We start from the raw sequence: 19,027 nt of genomic DNA, 5'->3' as shown, positions 1-19,027 counted from the left end.
AAATATTATATTTGTAATGAGAAAGAAATGTCCGGAAGAACGGCAGATAATAAATGTCTGCTGCTCTAAAGGAAAGCTTTGGCCTTTTCTATGCTAAATGACTAATATTAATCATAGGAGTATTTCCGCTGCAATCGGGTTTATAGAACCTAATTTTTTGCAAGAAACAAAGGCTTATTCCTGCAATGTGCATTATCGTTTAAGCATTCACTCTGCAAAATAGATTGCTTCGTGCCTCGCTATGACGATTTCGATAAAACCTCCGTGTAAAAGAAATGCCTTTGGGAACCACTCCAAAGGCATAATCAACCTAAACCTCAAACTAAACTATGAAAAATTTTTCGCTTTACAGCTTTATATTTTGTTTCCGTTAAACGGAGAATATTATCATTTTCCTTTAAGAGATAAATAAAATATTTCTTTCTCTTTTTGGTGGTGCAAAGGTAAGAAGTATTTGTCAATTACCAAATATTTTTTTAAAAATGATTTTATAATACAAATGTATGACAAATCAGACGGGTGTAGCTGCTGGGATTTTGGTGTTAATTTATTTAAAATCAGCTATTTGAATCTGTTCCTTGCAAAATTCATATTCCTGAATTTGGTTTGAACCAATTATTGTTAACCTATCTTTTGTGAATTTTTCAATTAGTTCACGGTACCAATCTATCCCTTGAACGTCTAAATTGCTGGTAGGTTCATCTAAAAATAAAATTGGCGAGTTAGAACAGCAAGCCAAAGCAAGTTTGGTTCTTTGTTTCATTCCTGATGAAAAGTATTTAATTTCCTTGTTGGCTGATTTTTCCAAACCAAGGATAGTAACTAATGATTTAGCGTCAACGCCAGCAGCAAAACTTTTGAATTTAAAGTGGAAATCAATTATCTCTTTCAGTGTAAAAGTCTCAACCAACTCCAAATATGGCGCTGCTAAACTGATGTGTTTATAAATCTCTTCAACTGGAATGTTCTTTTCATTTGAGAATGAAATCTGTCCTTCTGATGGACTTAAACTTCCTGTTAGTACACTTAATAAAGTAGATTTTCCTGAACCATTTGGACCTAAAACTGCATAGCTATTGCCTGATGTAAACTCAGTGCTTAGATTCCTAAAAATCCATTCCTTGTTAAATCTTCGGCCAACATTATTTAAAGCTATCTTCATTTAAGCGTTTTGCGATTAGGGTTAAGCGGTTTGGCCATGCAGATGCTATTGTCTACACCAATATATTGGCCGTAGTTTAGGGTAATTTGATAGCCAACTTTTTGATATAGCGCAATGGCTTCTGGTTGTTTTTTACCAGTTTCTAAAACACATTCAGAAAACCCGAGTTCTGCAGCCCATTGCTCCAGTGCTGTTAAAATTTTTGCAGCAAAACCTTGATTTCTATAATCAGGGCGAACATACATCCGTTTAACTTCAGCTGCGGCACTGGAAAATGATTTTATTGCGCCACAAGCTACTTGGGTTTTATCCTGGTAAGCAACAATAACTTCTTTAATGGCATCAACCTTATTAAATTGAGCATAGAAAGCATGTTCTTCACCATCTCTTATCGCTAAATCTTGATCCAACGAAGCAACCAATTGTCTAAAATCGGTATTATCTGAATTAGTTCTGATTAGCGTTAAATCACTCATGAGATTATTTTACATTAACCATCTTAGAAGCCTGAGAAACATTTAAGCTAGGGTTTTACCCTCAACCATAAACCTTTTAACCCTCTTCCTCTATTAACTGCCCATGCCGAAACCTTTCATCACACCACGATTAGAGTTGCGGATGAAATCTACTATTTCGTCACGAATTTCTGTTGGTTTGAATTCGGCCTCAATCATATCCAAAGCCTTGGTAACGTTATTGTGTTTTACAAAAAGTACACGGTAAATTTCCTGAATCTCATCAATCTGTTCGTTGGTAAAACCTCTTCTACGCAAACCAACAGAGTTAATACCTGCGTAAGAAAGTGGCTCACGGGCAGCCTTAACATATGGAGGAACATCTTTACGAACCAAAGAACCGCCAGTTACAAAGGCATAAGAACCAACTTTAACGAATTGGTGAATCGCCACCAAACCTGCCAAAACAACATTATTTCCAATGGTAATATGACCAGCAAGCGTTGTACTGTTCGAGAATATACAGTTGTTACCCACTTCACAATCGTGAGCAATGTGAGAATAAGCCTGAATTAAACAATTGCTGCCAATTGTAGTTTTCCATTTATCTTTTGTACCACGGTTAATGGTTACACACTCGCGAATGGTTGTATTATCTCCAATTTCGGCAGTAGTAACTTCTCCGGCAAATTTTAAATCCTGTGGCTCACCAGAAATTACAGCTCCAGGAAAAATACGGCAGTTTTTACCAATACGAGCGCCATCCATAATGGTAACGTTCGATCCAATCCAGGTACCTTCACCAATAACAACATCTTTATGTATCACTACAAAAGGTTCAATTACCACGTTTTCGGCAATTTTTGCCTGTGGGTGTATATATGCTAATGGTTGTATCATTATGTGGTTGGTTCTGCTTGTTTAACTTTTGAAATTTGAGCCATCATCTCGGCTTCGACTACGATTTTTTCGCCGACCATACCTACACCTTTCATTTGAGCAATTCCTCTTCTGATTGGTTCAAGCAAATCGCAACGGAAAACAATGGTATCGCCTGGAAGCACTTGTGCTCTAAAGCGAACGTTATCTATTTTTAGAAAATAAGTAAGGTAATTGCTTGGATCTGGAACCGTACTAAGCACCAAAATACCTCCAACCTGAGCCATTGCTTCAATTTGAATCACGCCTGGAAAAACAGGTGCGCCTGGGAAATGACCCTTGAAAAATTCTTCGTTCATGGTTACGTTTTTAACGCCAACCACATGATTTTTAGAAAGTTCTAAAATCTTATCTACAAACAAAAATGGTTGACGATGAGGCAAAATTTCCATGATTTGAACAACATCATACAATGGTTTAGCGCTAGGATCGTACACTTTCTGAATTTTCTTGTTTTTCTCTTTTTTAATTGCCGCTTTTATCTTTTTCGCAAAGGCTACATTTGCCGCATGACCAGGGCGAGCAGCCATAATATGGCCTTTTAGGTGCATACCAACTAAAGCCAAGTCGCCAATCATATCCAATAGTTTATGTCGGGCGGGCTCGTTTTGATAACGCAACTCCATATTGTTCAAAATTCCCTGTGGCGCCACATCAATATCAGCACGATTGAAAAGTTTCGCCAAATGACTTAACTCATCTTTAGTAACTTCTTTATCAACAATAACAATGGCATTATTTAAATCGCCACCTTTAATTAAGTTGTGAGAAAGCTGATATTCTAACTCGTGCAAGAAACAAAAAGTACGGCAAGAAGCAATCTCTTTCTTAAACTCGGCAATGGTGTTAATACCAGCATGTTGGCTACCTAAAACCGGCGAATTGTAATCAATCATACAGGTGAAACGGTAGTCATCTAATGGCATAGCCACGATTTCTACTTTTCTATCTTCTTCTGTATAGGTAATGTTATGAGGAATGGTGAAATATTCACGATCGGCATTTTGTTCAACCGATCCAACTTCTTCAAGTAAATCAATGAATTGAATAGAACTTCCATCCATAATTGGCGTTTCAGGACCATCAAGTTTGATTAGAACATTATCTAAATCCATACCAATAAGTGATGCCATTACGTGTTCAACGGTACTTACACTAGCGCCATTTTGTGTAATGGTGGTTCCACGAGAAGTATCGGTTACATTATCTGCATCAGCATCAATAACTGGTTGTCCATCTAAATCAATACGCTGAAATTTGAATCCATGATTTTCAGGAGCTGGGCAAAAAGTAAGGGTAACATTAGCACCAGTGTGTAAACCAACACCTTTAGCTGATATTTCTTGTTTAATCGTCTTTTGTCTAACGTTCATTGTGTATTGTATTCTTTACCAATTCGGCAGTGAGCCTTTTCAATTCTTCTTCTAGCGTGTTTATTCTTTTCTCCACATCTGGTAGATGCTTGAAAATTACTGAAGCACGCATCCAATTGCGCAATGGTTGCGCCGGACTACCATGCCATTGTTTATTTTCTTCGGTAATGTTAAAATTGATTCCGGCCTGGGCACCAATTTGCGTTCCCTTTGCTAAGGTTAAGTGGCCTGCAATACCAACCTGACCACCAACAACACTATTTGGGCCGATTTTAGTGCTTCCAGATATACCAGATTGAGCAGCAAGAACCGTGTTTTCGCCAATTTCTACATTGTGGGCAATTTGAATCAGATTATCGATTTTTGCACCCTTTTTCACAATTGTTGATCCCATTGTAGCACGATCAACCGTGGTATTGGCGCCTATTTCTACATCATCCTCAATAATTACATTTCCAATTTGGGGAATCTTATTGTATGTACCATCTTTTTGTGGAGCAAACCCAAAACCATCGCTACCTATTACGGTGTTGGAGTGAATAATTACCCTGTTCCCAATAATGGAATTGTGATAAATTTTCACGCCTGGAAAGAAAGTGCTGTTTTCTCCAATTTTAGAGTTGGCGCCAACAAATGTTTGTGCATTTAATTTACAGCCATCGGCAATCACAACGTTTTCAGCTACATAAGCAAAGGCATCAATAAAAACATCTTTACCAATTTTAGCTGTTGGATGAACGAATGCCAATTTATTAATACCAGATTGCGTGGCTTGAGCATTTACCGCCTCGTTATATTTATCCAATAAAACTGTAAAAGAACTATATGGATTATCAACACGGATTAATGTGCTTGTGTAAGACTGGGTAGGAGCAAAATCTTTTGATACAATAACAACTGAAGCCTGTGTAGAATACAAAAAGTTTTCATACTTCGGGTTAGATAGAAAAGACAACGAGCCTTCTTTACCATCTTCTATTTTAGAAAGCTCGGTAACGGCTACATCAGGGTTACCATCAATGGAACCGTTTAAAAACTCGCTTATCTGCTTTGCAGTAAATTGCATCGTACAAAGGTATATGTTAAATTGATATGAACAAAAAAACCTGTAAAGGTTAAGCCGTGTATATTTTACACAATAGTAAGATTTAAAACGGCAGCAAAAGTTAAATATTTTGTTAATTAATCTTAAATCCCTCTCGGGTAGCAAAGAATATATTTCTCTACTGTTTTTTGCAACGACTCCAGGTTCGATAAATCAGAAGCCTTGGCAATATCAACAATATCGTTATTTTTCATTAAAATCTTTATGTTTCCAACGCCTGCATTGTAGGCCCTGTTTTGTATCGCATCGGTAAATACAAAATATCTGGCTTCTTCTGGTTTAATGACAAGCAAATTAACGGTAGCATCTTTAAGAAAATCGACCCGGTCTTTTGGCGCCATTTCATTACCCATTTCTACTTTATATAAGTTTCGCGAAGTAAGCATTTGGCAAAGCGTTGAAAGGATTTTATCGGGATGCTTTACCCAAACCTTTACGGCAGCATAAATATCCTGATCATCCAGATTGGTAAAATGCTCCAGGTTTTCGTGTTGATCAAAGAAATTCGTTTCGCTGATATCGTTCTCGAAAAAATATTTTAAGGAAGGTGCTGCAAATAACTCTTCGCTTGCGGCTGATAATTCTTTTGCCCTTTCGAGCAACTTCACTAAAATCATTTCGCCGGCAATTACCGTTTTATGCAGATAAACCTGCCAATACATTAAACGGCGGGCAATTAAAAATTTTTCAATTGAATAGATTCCCTTTTCTTCAATAACTAAGTCGTCATCAAAAACATTAAACATTTTAATAATGCGATCGAAACTAATTACGCCCTCGCTTACTCCGGTAAAAAAACTATCGCGATTTAAATAATCCATCCGATCTAAATCCAGCTGACCAGAGATTAACTGATGAAGAAATCTTTTTGGGTAAGTACCATTAAAAATTTCGATGGCATGCGTCAATTTTCCATCGAAATGATCATTCAAATCAAGCATCAGCTTTGCCGAAATATCTTCGTGTTTTATACCCGTAACCAAAGAATGTTCCAGCGCATGTGAAAATGGTCCGTGACCAATATCGTGTAGTAAAATAGCCAATGTTGCGGCTTCTTCTTCGCCATCAGTAATGGTGTGGCCTTTGCTTCTTAAAACTTCTATAGCCAAACTCATTAAATGCATGGCGCCCAAAGCATGGTGAAAACGGGTATGTAAAGCGCCAGGATAAACTAAATGAGTCATTCCAAGTTGCTTAATGTAGCGTAAACGTTGGAAATACGGATGTGAAATTACATCGTAAACCAATTCTGATGGAATGCTAATGAAACCGTAAACCGGATCATTGATTATTTTCTTCTTATTCAATCGTTAAAAATAGTTAAATAGATAGATACGGTACAAAAATTGCTATTTTTATTTATAGATTGATTTACCCGCCTAAATAAAAAGGCAATACATACCTATTTTTACAAAAACATGCAAGAAACTAAAATATTGTGGGCCGATGATGAAATCGACTTATTAAAACCTCATATATTACTACTAAATGATAAAGGTTACGATGTAACCACATTTACCAACGGAAACGACGCCCTCGAAGCATTTGGAAAAGCCCATTTCGATCTTGTTTTTTTAGATGAAAATATGCCCGGAATGAGTGGAATTGAAACCCTTTCTGCCATTAAAAACCTTAATCCGGATATACCAGTTGTTCTAATCACCAAAAGTGAGGAAGAAAACCTGATGGAAGATGCGATAGGAAGCAAAATTGATGATTATTTGATTAAACCTGTAAACCCAAAACAGGTTTTGTTAACGATTAAAAAACTCATCGATAACAAACGTTTGGTGAGCGAAAAAACATCAATGGCTTATCAGCAAGATTTTCGCCGTTTAGGGATGACACTGGGAGACAGACTGAACTACGAAGAGTGGATTGATGTTTACAAAAAAATTGTTTTTTGGGAACTTGAATTGGAAAAACTGGATGATCCGCAGATGCATGAAATTTTAACTATGCAAAAGCAAGAGGCCAACACGCAGTTTACCAAGTTTATAGAAGAAAATTATTTAGATTGGATTAAAAATCAGGATAAAGCTCCTCTGCTTTCTAACAATTTATTAAAGAAAAAAGCTTTCCCGCATATTAACGATACCACTCCTGTTTTTTTTATTTTAATTGATAATCTTCGCTACGATCAGTGGAAAATCATTAATCCTCTGATATCTGAATATTTCCGAATTGATGAGGAAGATATGTACACGAGTATTTTGCCAACAGCAACGCAGTATGCCCGTAATGCAATTTTTTCGGGATTGATGCCTTTGGATATGGAAAAACGCTTTCCGAGTTTATGGCAAAATGACGATGATGAAGGTGGCAAAAACATGCATGAGGAAGCATTTTTGGCCGATAACATCAAGCGCAGCTTAAGAAAGGATTGCAAATTTAGTTACAATAAAATTTTAACTTTCGAGCAAGGAAAAGACTTAGTAGATCAAACCAATAACTTGTTGCAGAATGATTTCAATGCAATTGTTTTCAACTTTGTTGATATGTTAAGCCATGCCCGTACCGATATGCAAATGATTAGAGAATTGGCGAATGATGATGCGGCTTACCGTTCGTTAACATTATCATGGTTTGAACATTCACCACTTTGGGATTTGTTAAAGAAAATATCGCAGAAACAAGTGAAGGTAATCATCACCACCGATCACGGAACCATTCGTGTGAAAAAACCGGTTAAGGTTATCGGCGATAGGGCAACAAACACCAACCTTAGATATAAACAAGGTAGAAACCTAAACTTTAATGCTAAAGAGGTTTTCTTGATTAAAAATCCTCACGATGCCTTGCTGCCAAAAATCAATATCAGCAGCAGCTATATTTTTGCCCGCGAAGATAGTTATTTCGTATACCCGAACAATTACAACCAGTTTGTAAACTATTATAACGAAACCTTCCAGCATGGTGGAATTTCATTGGAAGAAATGATTATTCCTGTGGTAACGTATTCGCCGAGATAGAAAGCTCTCATCATTGCGAAATTGATTTTCATCCATGAAGCAATCTCATTTGACAATATCTAGTGAGATTGCTTTGTACCTCGCAATGAAGACTGACGGAAGGGATAAATAAATGGATTAGACTTACTTTCAATACGAAGCAAAAAGGCAAAAGCAATGCATTTATGTATTACTTTTGCCTTTATTTATTTAAAATGAAGATAACAGTAAACGATTTATCACACTTACCACAGGTTGCACAGCAACTTTTGGCATTTGCTTCAAACGAGAAAGTGTTTATTTTTGATGGCGATATGGGAGCAGGCAAAACCACTTTTATAAAAGTTTTTTGCGCTGCTTTAGGTGTTGAGGACGTAGTTTCCAGTCCAACTTATTCTATCGTAAATGAGTATGAAAGCCCTAATGGGTCGTTATTTCATTTCGATTTTTACCGAATTAAAGATATTCAGGAGGCATACGATTTAGGCTACGAGGAATACTTTTACGGTGGCGGGATTTGTTTGATAGAATGGCCGGAAAGAGTTGCAGAATTATTGCCCGATCATTATATAAAAGTTGAAATTGCTACTGTGGAAGAAAACCGTAGAGTATTTAATTTCAGTAAGGTATAACATTTTGTTCTCCGTAAATTAACAGAATATCCGTATCTTGAACAACCTAAAACTAATACATTTTTAAACATCATGGCTACAGGATTACGCGAAGGAATGGCCGATATTGCACGTCAGGGCTTACTGCAAACACAAGAGGCGACGCTAGAAACCAGAAACAGGAAAAACAGTTTGAACATTGGAATACCAAAAGAAATTTCGTTTCAGGAAAATCGAATTGCTCTAACACCATTATCTGTTGCATTGCTGGTAAACAATGGCCATAGAGTGGTATTGGAAAGCGGAGCAGGCACTGCTGCAAATTTTTCTGACTCAGAATATGCGGAGCAAGGTGCAAAAATAGCTTACGATAAAAAAGAGGTTTTTGATTCGGATATTCTCGTAAAAATTGCCCCACCAATGTTGGAAGAAATTGAGATGATGCACAAGGGGCAAACTCTGATTTCTTCGCTTCAAACGGGAACGTTAAAGCAAGATTATTTGAAAGCGCTGATGCAGAAAAAAATCAATGCATTGTGTTTTGAAAACTTACGTGATGAAGGAAATGTACTAAGCGTAGTGCGGGCAATGAGCGAGATTGTGGGTTCTACTTCAATTTTAATTGCTGCCGAATATTTAAGTAACGTTACCGGAGGGAAAGGTTTAATGTTAGGTGGGTTTACCGGTGTGCCTCCAACAGAAATCGTAATTTTAGGCGCAGGAACGGTAGGTGAATATGCTGCCAGGACAGCTTTAGCCTTGGGTGCTGAAGTAAAAGTTTTTGACAGCTCGATTTATCGTTTACGCCGCTTACAAAATAATTTGGGTAGTCGTGTTTTTACTTCGGTGATGCAGCCGATCGTACTAAACAAAGCCATAGTAACCTGTGATGTAGTAATTGGTGCCATTCGGGCCAGCCATGGCAGAAGTCCTTGTGTGGTGATGGAAGAAACCGTTGCCAGAATGAAGCCCCATTCTGTTGTAATTGATATCAGTATTGACCAGGGTGGCTGTTTTGAAACCTCAGAAGTAACCAATCATACCAATCCTATTTTTAGAAAATATGATGTGATTCACTATTGTGTACCCAATATCGCATCTCGTGTTCCACGTACCGCATCTTATGCGCTTACCAATATTTTCGCCCCAATTTTATTGGATATTGGAGAGTTTGGTGGTTTAATGAACATGGTGTGGAATAACCCTGGTATTCGCGAAGCGCTTTATATTTATCAGGGCAATTGCACCAATAAAGACTTGGCAGATATGTTTAGTTTGCCATTTAAGGATTTGGAATTGTTGGTAGTATCGAATCAGTAATCTCACTTATCGTCATTGCGGGGCACGAAGCAATCTCACTCGCTAAATAGATTGCTTCTTACCTTGCAATGACGACCTCTTTTTAGAAATGCCGCTATGAAAATTAAACTCCTTTTTTTATTCCTGATCCTATCATTTTCTTCTGTTGCTCAAACCAGTTCGCCATCAAAGCTTGTTGTAGTCAATTCTTACAATCAATACCTGGCTTCGGTAAAAACCAATCCAAATAATGAATTGGTGGAAATTAAAAAAGCCATTCCTAATATCAAATTGGATATTCGCTATGCAACAAAGAATAACTTTATGAAACAGGTGATGTACAAACAGGCGAGAGCCTTTGCTCGTAAACCGGTTGTGGAGTCGCTAAAGAAAATTCAAAAAGAATTAAATAAAAAAGGTTACGGATTAAAAATTTTTGATGGTTATCGTCCTTATGCCATCACGGTGGAATTTTACAAAAAAGCCAGTGATAAAAACTTTGTGGCTAACCCAGCAAAGGGTTCTAAACACAATCGCGGTTGTGCGGTTGACTTAACTTTAATTAATCTTAAAACTGGAAAAGAAGTTGCAATGGCTACCCCTTACGATAGCTTTTCGGGTGCCGCCGCCGCCAACTATGAACCCGTTACACCAGAGGTTAAAAAGAATCGCGATTTGTTAATTAGCACCATGAAGAAATATCAAATGAATGTATTGGACAATGAATGGTGGCATTACGATTTTTCTGGCTGGCAAAGTTACGATTTGATGGATATCCCTTTTGAGAAACTTTAGGTTAGCTTATTGGTTCATTTGCCATTAGTTCATTGGTATACCACCGATGGAGAGGGGCTATCAGGCGTATTGTTTTGAAACCCTATATGATTGGTCGTCATCCTGAACTTTTTTCAGGCAATAAAGAATAAGAAGATAGAAAAAAATACTACTCCGAATGTTCAGTACAGCGGTAGGAGGTGTTTACGTTAAAGTGATCGACTACAAATGGTGTGGTCTGCCAAACTGATCCTTTTTCACTTTTGCTTTATCATCTTTAACAGTTAGTCGAAAAATATAATCATAATCATCATCAGTGAGCATTTCCATTGGTCGTTTTCCACCGAAAGCTTCAATAATTTCTAACGCCGTATTGGAATGTGCTGCAACAATTACGGTTTTTCCGGCATAGTTTTTCTTAACAGAATCTACAAGAGATTTCGCGTCCTTATAATCAATTACTTTGGGGATAATTAATGAATCCAGGGTTTGGTGCGTTCTTTTATATGGCGTAGTGAAGCCTGCATCGAACTTAACTTTCTTTAAAAATGTAGCTAAATCGCCTGCTCTAATTCTGCCCTCATCAGAAAGATTTGGATCTTTATCTTCAGGATTGGATTTATCTTTTTCAGCATGGCGAACTACCCAAACTTCTGTTGTTTGAGCCAAAATTGCAGTAGAGAATAGAAAACTTAGCGAGAATAATAAAATCAGTCGTTTCATTTTATAAAGATTAGAAAATTTATCGGATAAGGAAAAACTTATTCATGCACAAAAAAGCCGGCGTTCTTTTTCAGAATGCCGGCTTTGTATCACTTTATTAATTTAGTAGCCCGTATTTTGCCAGCCCGATTTGTTATTTACATTATCTATTTCGGCTTGAGGCACAGGATATATTGCTCTAAAAGCAGGAATACCAGGGAAAACTGTTGGCATCTGACTGGTTCTTACGATGTCGAACCAGCGATCTGCTTCCAAAGCCAATTCTAATCTGCGTTCCAAATAAACAGCCGTTCTAAAGTCTGTTTGCGAAGTTAATGTTGCTGCGGTTTTATTGGTAGCGGCAGCGTTTGTACGCACAGTATTTAGTGCTTTAAACGCTTCAGTATTTCCATAAGCTACTTCGTTTAATGCTTCGGCATACATCAGCAATACATCGGCACAACGGATAATTGGAAAATCGCCACTAACTTCTGTTGAATTAGAAACCGGACTATTGAATTTCCCGGGGCGGGCACCCGTACCAGTAGGTGCAACCAATGCTCTGCGGTTATCTGCCGTTTCAAAAATCGCTTGTGGAATCGTAATTGTATTGGTGTTATTGTTATTTCGGTAACGGTTATCCTGGTTTACCGCTTCTCTAACTCCACCATTTAAATATTGAACTGCAAAAATTACATCTTTACTTGTTTTCATCCCACTAGGGAAAGTTGTGGTTTGTGGCACAACCGATAAAACTGTTCCTGCATAAATCGCGGTAGCTAATGGCTGTAATGTAGAAACCACTAAATCATATCTTTTTTGATATAAGTAAACTTTAGCAAGCAAAGCTGATGCGGCATAACTTGTTGCCCTGCCACGTTGTGCATCGGCCCAGGTTAGCGGTAATTTACTCCCTGCATCGGTTAAATCGGCAATAATTTGCTGATAAACCTGTGCAGATGTTGCACGAACATTTTCTCTTGCTTCGGCAGTTTTTTGAACTGTAAGTACCAAAGGAACATTGCCCCATAAACGGGTTAAGTTGAAATAGCTAAGTGCTCTGATAAACTTCGCCTGACCGATAATTTGGTTTTTTGCGGCATCAGCCATTGAAATACCAGGGGCTCTATCCAACACAATGTTGCTGCGATAAATTGCTTTGTAATGCCCTTGCCAAGATGCTGCTAAAATATTATTGGCAGAGGTTTCTGAAAATACTTCGATGGAATTACGTACACCTGCTCCAGAACCTGGATCGTTATCGGTAACGTTATCTCCACGGATTTCGCCTAAAGTTAATATGTTATTGCCGTACAAACTGTCGGTTTGCAAAGCATCGTAACAGCTTACCAAGCCGCCTTGTAAACCCTTCTCATCAACATAAAACGTGTTTTCGGTATAAGAATCCAAAGGTTTTAAATCTAAAAACTTTTTGCAGGATGTAGCTGAAACGATTAAGCCACATGCTAAAATTGGTATGATATATTTATTCATGATCTTCATTTTATAGAGTGATGTTTAAACCGATTGATGTTGTTTTCGCCGTTGGATAAACACCGTAATCTTCACCATTTGTGGTTGCAGCCGAACGATTGGTGACCTCTGGATTGTAACCAGTGTATTTTGTAAATGTAAATGGATTTTGCATCGAAACGTATAATCTAACTTTGGTTAAAGAAAGTTTCTTAATTAAATCTGTTGGGAATGTGTAACCCAAAGCAATGTTACGAATACGCAGATAAGAACCATCTTCCACATGCCATGTAGAAGTTGTGCCGTTGCTACCTTTTGCAACACGATTAGCCCTTACATCTTGACCGCTGCCCGGATTTGCTTCAGAAACCCATCTATCCAACGAGCTGATCATGTTATTCATGTTTCCTTCCTTGTTTGCAAAATATCTACGGGAAAGATTAAGGATTTTATTGCCGTAAACCCCTTGCATCGAAACATTTAAATCAATGCCTTTATATTCTGCTGATGTAGCAAAACCATAAGCGAATTTTGGCAGGTAATTACCCACAATTTCGCGATCCTTAGTTAAGTCAATTATGCCATCGCCATCCACATCCTTAAATTTAAAATCGCCTGGCTTTGAAGTGTTCAAATCATAGTTGCCTTGTGTATCCAAATAATGAGGATATGCATTTACTTCGGCCTGATTCGCAAAAACGCCCAAAACAACTGGCAAATAATACGATCCAATTGGCTCGCCCACTCTGGTTAAGAAATATGCATTGGCAACAGAACCTGTGCTAATGATATCTGCATTGCCAGGGCCCAATTCTACCACTTTATTCTTGTTTTTAGAGAAGTTACCACTGGCTGTCCATTTTACAGCGCCAAATTGTTGTTGCGTACCCAAGTTAATATCGATACCCTTGTTATTTACTTTACCAATATTTTTTAGTTCAGTAGAAAAACCAGTACTCAAAGGCACAGGAACATTTAACAATAGATCGGTGGTGTTACTGTTATAGGCATCAATTGATAAGGTTAATTTATTGTTGAAAAATGCCGCATCGAAACCTACATTTAATTGTGTTGTTTTCTCCCAGCTTAAGTCATCATTAGGTTGTGCAAAAGGCGCTGCACCATTTACTACACCTGGAGTTCCTCCGCCAAAAACATAACCATAATTGGTCATTGCGCCTTGAGCCAAATAGTTTGGAATATTAAAGTTACCAGTTTGACCCAAACTTGCTCTAATTTTCAAATCAGAAATTGCTTTAGCATCTTTTAAGAAATTTTCTTCTGATAATCTCCATCCCACAGAAGCTGATGGAAAATAACCCCATTTGTTGTTGGTTCCAAATCTCGATGATCCGTCGGCCCTTACCGAACCTGTGAATAGATATTTGCCTTTATAGCTGTATTGCAGTCTGGCAATTCCTGAAGCCAACGACCATTGTTGTCTGGTTGAAGTACCTGTAGTTACTAAACCAGCGCTTAAATATTCAATTTGATCACTGATAAAGCCTCTGGTTGCTGCTGCGTAGTTCCCACTTAAATCATCTTTTTGAGTAGACCAGCCCAATAACGCATTGATACTATGATCGCCTATAGTTTTATTATAGTTTAAGGTTTGCTCCAATAAAATGTTAAGTTCTTTAATTGTTCTAGAACTTGCCTGTGCATCCGATAAGGGATTACCAGCAGTATTCGAAAGTGGTATAATAGAAGGACGGAAAGTGTCTTCACTGCTATTAAAAAGATCGATACCTAATTGAATTTTGTATTTCAAATCCTTTATTATGGCAGCCTCTACAAATGTGCTACCTGTTAACCTGTTTGAGCCCACATCATCTTTCTGCAACATGGCAAGAGCAACTGGGTTCCAAGCTTGAGTTTCGCCATTACCTGTAACAGCAGATCCATTTGGCAATGTAGTTACCTGACCAGGACTCCATGAATTTTGAGCAAAACTGAAACTTCCGTTTGCATTATAAACTGGCCAGAGTGGAGAATAATGAAGCGCCGAAGCCACAATGCCTCCGGTGTTTAAACCATTTGCGTTTCCTGCATTATAAGCACCGTTTGCATTTAATCTTTTTTCTTTGATTACTGATGGCGTGATGTTTATTCCGTATCTAAAAATTCCTTTATTTCCTTCCAGATTCAATCGGCCACTATAACGTTTAAAGCCGCTGTTCAAAATAATACCATCTTGATCAAAATACTCTAACGAAGCGTAATATTTCATGGCATCGCTACCACCGGAAGCAGATACCGAATGGTTTTGAATTTTTGCAGTTCTGAAAATTTCATCTTGCCAATCAGTATTGGTTAGGCCTTGTTGTCCGGCTAAATAAGGAAGAATTTCAGTTGGGATTACTGCACTCGTATTGTTGCCAGAATTAACCAATCGCTGTGCGTTGCTATCGTTGATGTTGTAATTAATGGTAGGTAAACCAGTTGCAGCATTCCTTCTATTAATCGCGTCCATTGCGTCAGCATAGGTGTTATTTCTCGATTCAAGCGTCATTTGCGCATATTGATAAGCATCCATCATATCAATTTTGTGTGCTAAATTCTGCCATCCGGTATAACTGTTCACGCTAATTGCAGCCGCACCTGTTTTACCTTGTTTGGTAGTAATTAAAACCACACCGTTTGATCCACGGGAACCATAAATGGCCGCAGATGAGGCGTCTTTAAGCACCTCAATAGAAGCAATGTCATTGGTGTTGATCGTGTTAATGTTATCATTTGAAATTGGCACTCCATCAATTACATACAGCGGATTTGAACCAGCTGTAATGGTACCAACGCCACGTACTTTAATGGCTAAAGCGCCACCAGGCGTACCCGATCCTTGCGAAACCTGAACACCTGCCATTTTACCTACCATGGCTTCGGCTGCATTGTTGATGGGTTGGTTTTCTAAATCAGAAGCCTTAATGCTGGCGATTGCCGTAGTTACATCTTTCTTTTTCTGGCTACCATAACCTACCACCACAACATCTGTTAATGATGATGCCGCTGGGTTTAGTTGTATAAGCAAAGTAGCTTGTTCGCCTGCTTTTAGTAAATAGTTCTCAATGGTTTTAGTGGTGTAACCAATAAAGGAAGCACTGATGTTGTATGGTACACCAGCAGTTAAACCTGTAATTTGGAATTTACCATCGGGATTTACCATGATACCCTTCTTTTCGTTGGTTTTGGTGTTGAGTAAAACAATGGAGGCGCCAATTAGCGGAGCGCCGGTCTCATCTTTTACAATCCCGGTGATCTCTGAAGTTTGAGCCCAGGCCGTTGCTGTTACTGATAAAATCAGCAAGCAAAACAACAAGTGTTTTGTAAATTTTCTAAGCATAGTACAATGATTAATTTGTTTGTTTAAGGCAATAGAATCTCCATTCTGCACTTTTGGGCAGTTTAGTTCTTCGGTAATATTTGTTTGTTTTTATTTTTTAACAAGGTAACCTTCGGCTATTTTTTCCTGTTTTAGTTTGTTTAGTTCTGTTAACTCTGTAAGTATTTTGTTTATGGTTTGGTTTAAGTTTAGCGTTCCTGTAAAAGAAATTTCCGAAAGATCTTCAGCATTGTATTTTATTTTGATTTTGTAATGCTGCTCTAGTTTTGTAAGCACGTCTACCAGTGGCGCCTGTGTGAAGATCAACTCTGATTTTGTATTCTTAGCAATGATTATATTTTGTTTTTCAACTTTTAACTCGTTTTCAATTCTGTTAAATACCAGTGCATTTCCAGGGAGCAGAATTTTACTGAACATCGCATTTTTGCCTACGGAGTCGATGTCCTTAACCCAAACTTTGCCTGTGTGTAATTGCACCTCAATAATTTTGCTTTTTGTATTTGCAGTAATGGTGAATGATGTGCCTAACGCAGTGGTGGAAACACCTTTGGCATAAACTACAAATGGATGTTTTTTATCTTTCGTAACCTGAAAATAACTCTTACCTTCTAAAAAGATTTCGCGTTTTTTCGAGACAAAAGGCATCGCATATCTTATCTCTGCGCCTGGATAAATTTTAACTGTAGATTGGTCTGGAAGGATAATTTCCTGGATTTTATCAGTATAATTTACAATCGATTTCCAATTAATCTCATTGATTTTTTCAATCTTATCAGGTGTTATTCTTGCTATCTGCTGTTTTAATGCTGGTGTTTGCAAAAAGTAAAAACTGATACCTGCAATAACCAAAATAGTGGCGGCAATTGAAGTAATTTTAAGCCATAAATTTTTGTGCTTATTTCCGAGGGTTTGACGTTTAATTTCCTCGAACATCAAATCGCTTTTTTCGTACGACATCGGAAAATCTTCGGCATCGTCCCATTCCTCTTTAGGAGCCAAATGATCTGGCAACTCATCAATTTCCCGCAAATAACTTTCCACCGCAAGTTTTTCTTCTGGTGTACATTTATTCTTGAAATATTTATCTAACAGCTGATCAGAAACATTCATATATATACCAATACGATTGAATGCAAAGAAAACCCGTAACGGAAAAAAATTAAATCTGATTTATTTAAGAAAACTTAAAAGGATCACCAGAAATGGAGTATAGGCATATCCATTTAACTGTTTCATGGCTAAAGAAATGTGTTTCTCAACGGTTCGTGGCGATATGGAAAGTTTTTCGGCTATTTCTTTATAGGAATAACCATGAAGACGATTAAGCACAAATACTTGCTTTCGTGTTGGCGGCAAACAATTTAATACTACTTCTAATTCTTGCTTGGCATCAAATAATTTCGATTCTTCTGCTGCTATTTCAGATAACCCTTCGTGATAACCTTTTAAGTTTCGACTATCGTTCGCCAGTTTTTTAAAGTAATCAAGTAAAGTAGTTTTGGCAATTTTAAAAAGCTGCACGTCAAGCGTAAAGTCTTCGGAAAGGGTGTGCTTAAAACGCCAAAGTTTGATAAATGCCAGTTGTGTTAATTCCTCGGCCTGATCTTCTGAAGCTGTTTTCTTAAAAAAATAAGCATAAACTTTTCTATGCCACAATTTGAAAACTATTTCAAATGACAAATGATTTCCTTCTTTAATATTTTGGATATAGTTCGACACGCTTGATGGCTCAAAACTACCTGGTTAGTGTTAGCTTGAAATAAATATAGTGTTAATTTATTCAATTGCTAATAATTTTAATTTAACGCAGATATTAATCGGTTTATATCTTCTGGCTGATGCCAGCTGCTTAAAATAATCCTGTTTATAGGTTCGCTATCTGGTTTGGGGTATGGAAAAGAAGATATCAGGATGTTTTGCTTTATCAAATCAGCTGCGAAATTGGCATAGTTATAAAAGAAAGCAGGAAAACCTTGTTCAAACTTCCATGTTAAATTTAAAGCGTTGGTAAAATGAATGATGTTTTGTTGAAGCTTTTTCCAGGCATTGCGGTATATTTCTTCAGCATGGATAAAAGCATAAATGCCAGCAGCTGATGGGGGTGAGGCGCCTACGAAAATATTGGTTTGTTTTAATTGCGCTATAATTCTTTGCGATCCTAAAACTATACCTGCATCAACACCAAGTGCTTTGGCCATTGATGCAACAACTACAACTTCTATGTTTTTGAGTTTTGGCAATGTCGAATAAGCACTATTTCCAGTATTATTTACACCAATTCCATGCGAATCATCTACAATTAACCATATATTTTTATCGGAAAGAATTTCCTCCAGAAAATCAAAATCAAAAATTTCTGGGAAAAGATTATTCATAGAATTGCTAATCAAAACCCAGTTTTTATCTGCAGATGAATTGATTTTTACAATCGTTTCTTTTTTCCATTCAATAAAGTAGGAAGCTGAAGTTTTTGGAGTTTCGTGGAGCCAAAGTGCCGGATGAGTATTTGGCGCATAAATCACTTTACCAAATGGCGCCAAAGCTTTAACGGTGAGTTGGGCAGCCAGGTAACCGCTTGAAGTAATTAGCGCACTTTCTGCACCAAATCTTCTTGCAGCTTCACGCTCGCCATCCTCATAAATACCCAATTGAATATTGTTGTTGCGACTAGTGCCATTATTTAAACCAAACTTTTTTAAGCCATCGATATACAAATTTATAAAATCCTGGTTTTGAGGAATACCCAGGTAAGCGGTACCACCGAAGTACAAATAGGTTATTCCATCAATAACTATGGTGTTGGAAAATGGTTGATTAACGGATCTAAAATCGGTATTCAT

At 37.6% G+C, this 19,027-nt stretch carries 16 protein-coding genes; 4 read left to right on the top strand and 12 right to left on the bottom strand.

Features of this window, described 5'->3' with window-relative positions; all coding sequences use genetic code 11:
- Positions 1 to 547 precede the first annotated feature (547 nt).
- From LUA91_RS08515 to LUA91_RS08490, 6 genes are all read right to left on the bottom strand, one after another.
- On the bottom strand, positions 548 to 1,162 hold the full coding sequence (locus LUA91_RS08515; RefSeq protein ID WP_231425624.1) for an ABC transporter ATP-binding protein: 615 nt from the start codon (positions 1,160 to 1,162) through the stop codon (positions 548 to 550).
- A complete protein-coding gene (locus LUA91_RS08510; RefSeq protein ID WP_231425623.1) occupies positions 1,159 to 1,638 on the bottom strand; it encodes a GNAT family N-acetyltransferase in 480 nt (159 codons plus the stop codon). The genes LUA91_RS08515 and LUA91_RS08510 overlap by 4 nt, the downstream gene beginning before the upstream one ends.
- A gap of 93 nt (positions 1,639 to 1,731) precedes the next feature.
- A complete protein-coding gene (gene lpxA / locus LUA91_RS08505; protein WP_029274294.1) occupies positions 1,732 to 2,517 on the bottom strand; it encodes an acyl-ACP--UDP-N-acetylglucosamine O-acyltransferase in 786 nt (261 codons plus the stop codon).
- Complete coding sequence (locus LUA91_RS08500) at positions 2,517 to 3,929, bottom strand: bifunctional UDP-3-O-[3-hydroxymyristoyl] N-acetylglucosamine deacetylase/3-hydroxyacyl-ACP dehydratase (protein ID WP_231425622.1); 1,413 nt, start codon at positions 3,927 to 3,929, stop codon at positions 2,517 to 2,519. The genes lpxA and LUA91_RS08500 overlap by 1 nt, the downstream gene beginning before the upstream one ends.
- Positions 3,919 to 4,995, bottom strand: coding sequence for a UDP-3-O-(3-hydroxymyristoyl)glucosamine N-acyltransferase (gene lpxD / locus LUA91_RS08495; RefSeq protein WP_231425621.1), 1,077 nt, complete (start codon positions 4,993 to 4,995; stop codon positions 3,919 to 3,921). Before lpxD ends, LUA91_RS08500 begins: the two co-directional genes overlap by 11 nt.
- Positions 4,996 to 5,117: 122 nt before the next feature.
- A complete protein-coding gene (locus LUA91_RS08490) occupies positions 5,118 to 6,341 on the bottom strand; it encodes an HD domain-containing protein (RefSeq protein WP_231425620.1) in 1,224 nt (407 codons plus the stop codon).
- 111 nt (positions 6,342 to 6,452) lie between these two features.
- Here LUA91_RS08490 and LUA91_RS08485 point away from each other — a divergent pair, with 111 nt between their 5' ends.
- From LUA91_RS08485 to LUA91_RS08470, 4 genes are all read left to right on the top strand, one after another.
- Positions 6,453 to 8,006, top strand: a complete 1,554-nt coding sequence (locus tag LUA91_RS08485; RefSeq protein ID WP_231425619.1) for a PglZ domain-containing protein — start codon at positions 6,453 to 6,455, stop codon at positions 8,004 to 8,006.
- A gap of 194 nt (positions 8,007 to 8,200) precedes the next feature.
- Entirely contained in the window at positions 8,201 to 8,617 is a 417-nt protein-coding gene (gene tsaE / locus LUA91_RS08480; protein ID WP_231425618.1) for a tRNA (adenosine(37)-N6)-threonylcarbamoyltransferase complex ATPase subunit type 1 TsaE, read from the top strand.
- A gap of 72 nt (positions 8,618 to 8,689) precedes the next feature.
- Positions 8,690 to 9,916 carry an alanine dehydrogenase gene (locus LUA91_RS08475; protein WP_231425617.1) on the top strand — a complete coding sequence of 409 codons (1,227 nt, stop codon included), beginning with the start codon at positions 8,690 to 8,692 and terminating at the stop codon, positions 9,914 to 9,916.
- Positions 9,917 to 10,012: 96 nt separating this feature from the next.
- Positions 10,013 to 10,690 (top strand): M15 family metallopeptidase, encoded by a 678-nt coding sequence (locus LUA91_RS08470; RefSeq protein WP_231425616.1) that lies wholly within the window; start codon positions 10,013 to 10,015, stop codon positions 10,688 to 10,690.
- Between the two features lie 201 nt (positions 10,691 to 10,891).
- On the opposite strand, the gene LUA91_RS08465 is transcribed toward LUA91_RS08470, so the two are convergent.
- From LUA91_RS08465 to LUA91_RS08440, 6 genes are all read right to left on the bottom strand, one after another.
- Positions 10,892 to 11,392, bottom strand: a complete 501-nt coding sequence (locus LUA91_RS08465; protein ID WP_231425615.1) for a phosphoglycerate mutase family protein — start codon at positions 11,390 to 11,392, stop codon at positions 10,892 to 10,894.
- 102 nt (positions 11,393 to 11,494) lie between these two features.
- Positions 11,495 to 12,865 carry a RagB/SusD family nutrient uptake outer membrane protein gene (locus LUA91_RS08460; protein ID WP_231425614.1) on the bottom strand — a complete coding sequence of 457 codons (1,371 nt, stop codon included), beginning with the start codon at positions 12,863 to 12,865 and terminating at the stop codon, positions 11,495 to 11,497.
- A gap of 10 nt (positions 12,866 to 12,875) precedes the next feature.
- Positions 12,876 to 16,187 carry a TonB-dependent receptor gene (locus tag LUA91_RS08455; protein WP_231425613.1) on the bottom strand — a complete coding sequence of 1,104 codons (3,312 nt, stop codon included), beginning with the start codon at positions 16,185 to 16,187 and terminating at the stop codon, positions 12,876 to 12,878.
- A 90-nt stretch (positions 16,188 to 16,277) separates the two neighbouring features.
- Entirely contained in the window at positions 16,278 to 17,297 is a 1,020-nt protein-coding gene (locus LUA91_RS08450) for a FecR family protein (protein ID WP_231425612.1), read from the bottom strand.
- A gap of 60 nt (positions 17,298 to 17,357) precedes the next feature.
- A complete protein-coding gene (locus LUA91_RS08445; protein WP_231425611.1) occupies positions 17,358 to 17,843 on the bottom strand; it encodes an RNA polymerase sigma factor in 486 nt (161 codons plus the stop codon).
- Positions 17,844 to 17,983: 140 nt separating this feature from the next.
- Positions 17,984 to 19,027: an aminotransferase class I/II-fold pyridoxal phosphate-dependent enzyme gene (locus LUA91_RS08440; protein WP_231425610.1), complete on the bottom strand. Its 1,044-nt coding sequence runs from the start codon at positions 19,025 to 19,027 to the stop codon at positions 17,984 to 17,986.

This window comes from Pedobacter sp. Leaf250 (genome assembly GCF_920984735.1).
Lineage (GTDB): Bacteria > Bacteroidota > Bacteroidia > Sphingobacteriales > Sphingobacteriaceae > Pedobacter.
The sequence above is the reverse complement of the archived record's forward strand: the minus strand, read 5'-3'. Positions and strand labels throughout refer to the sequence as shown.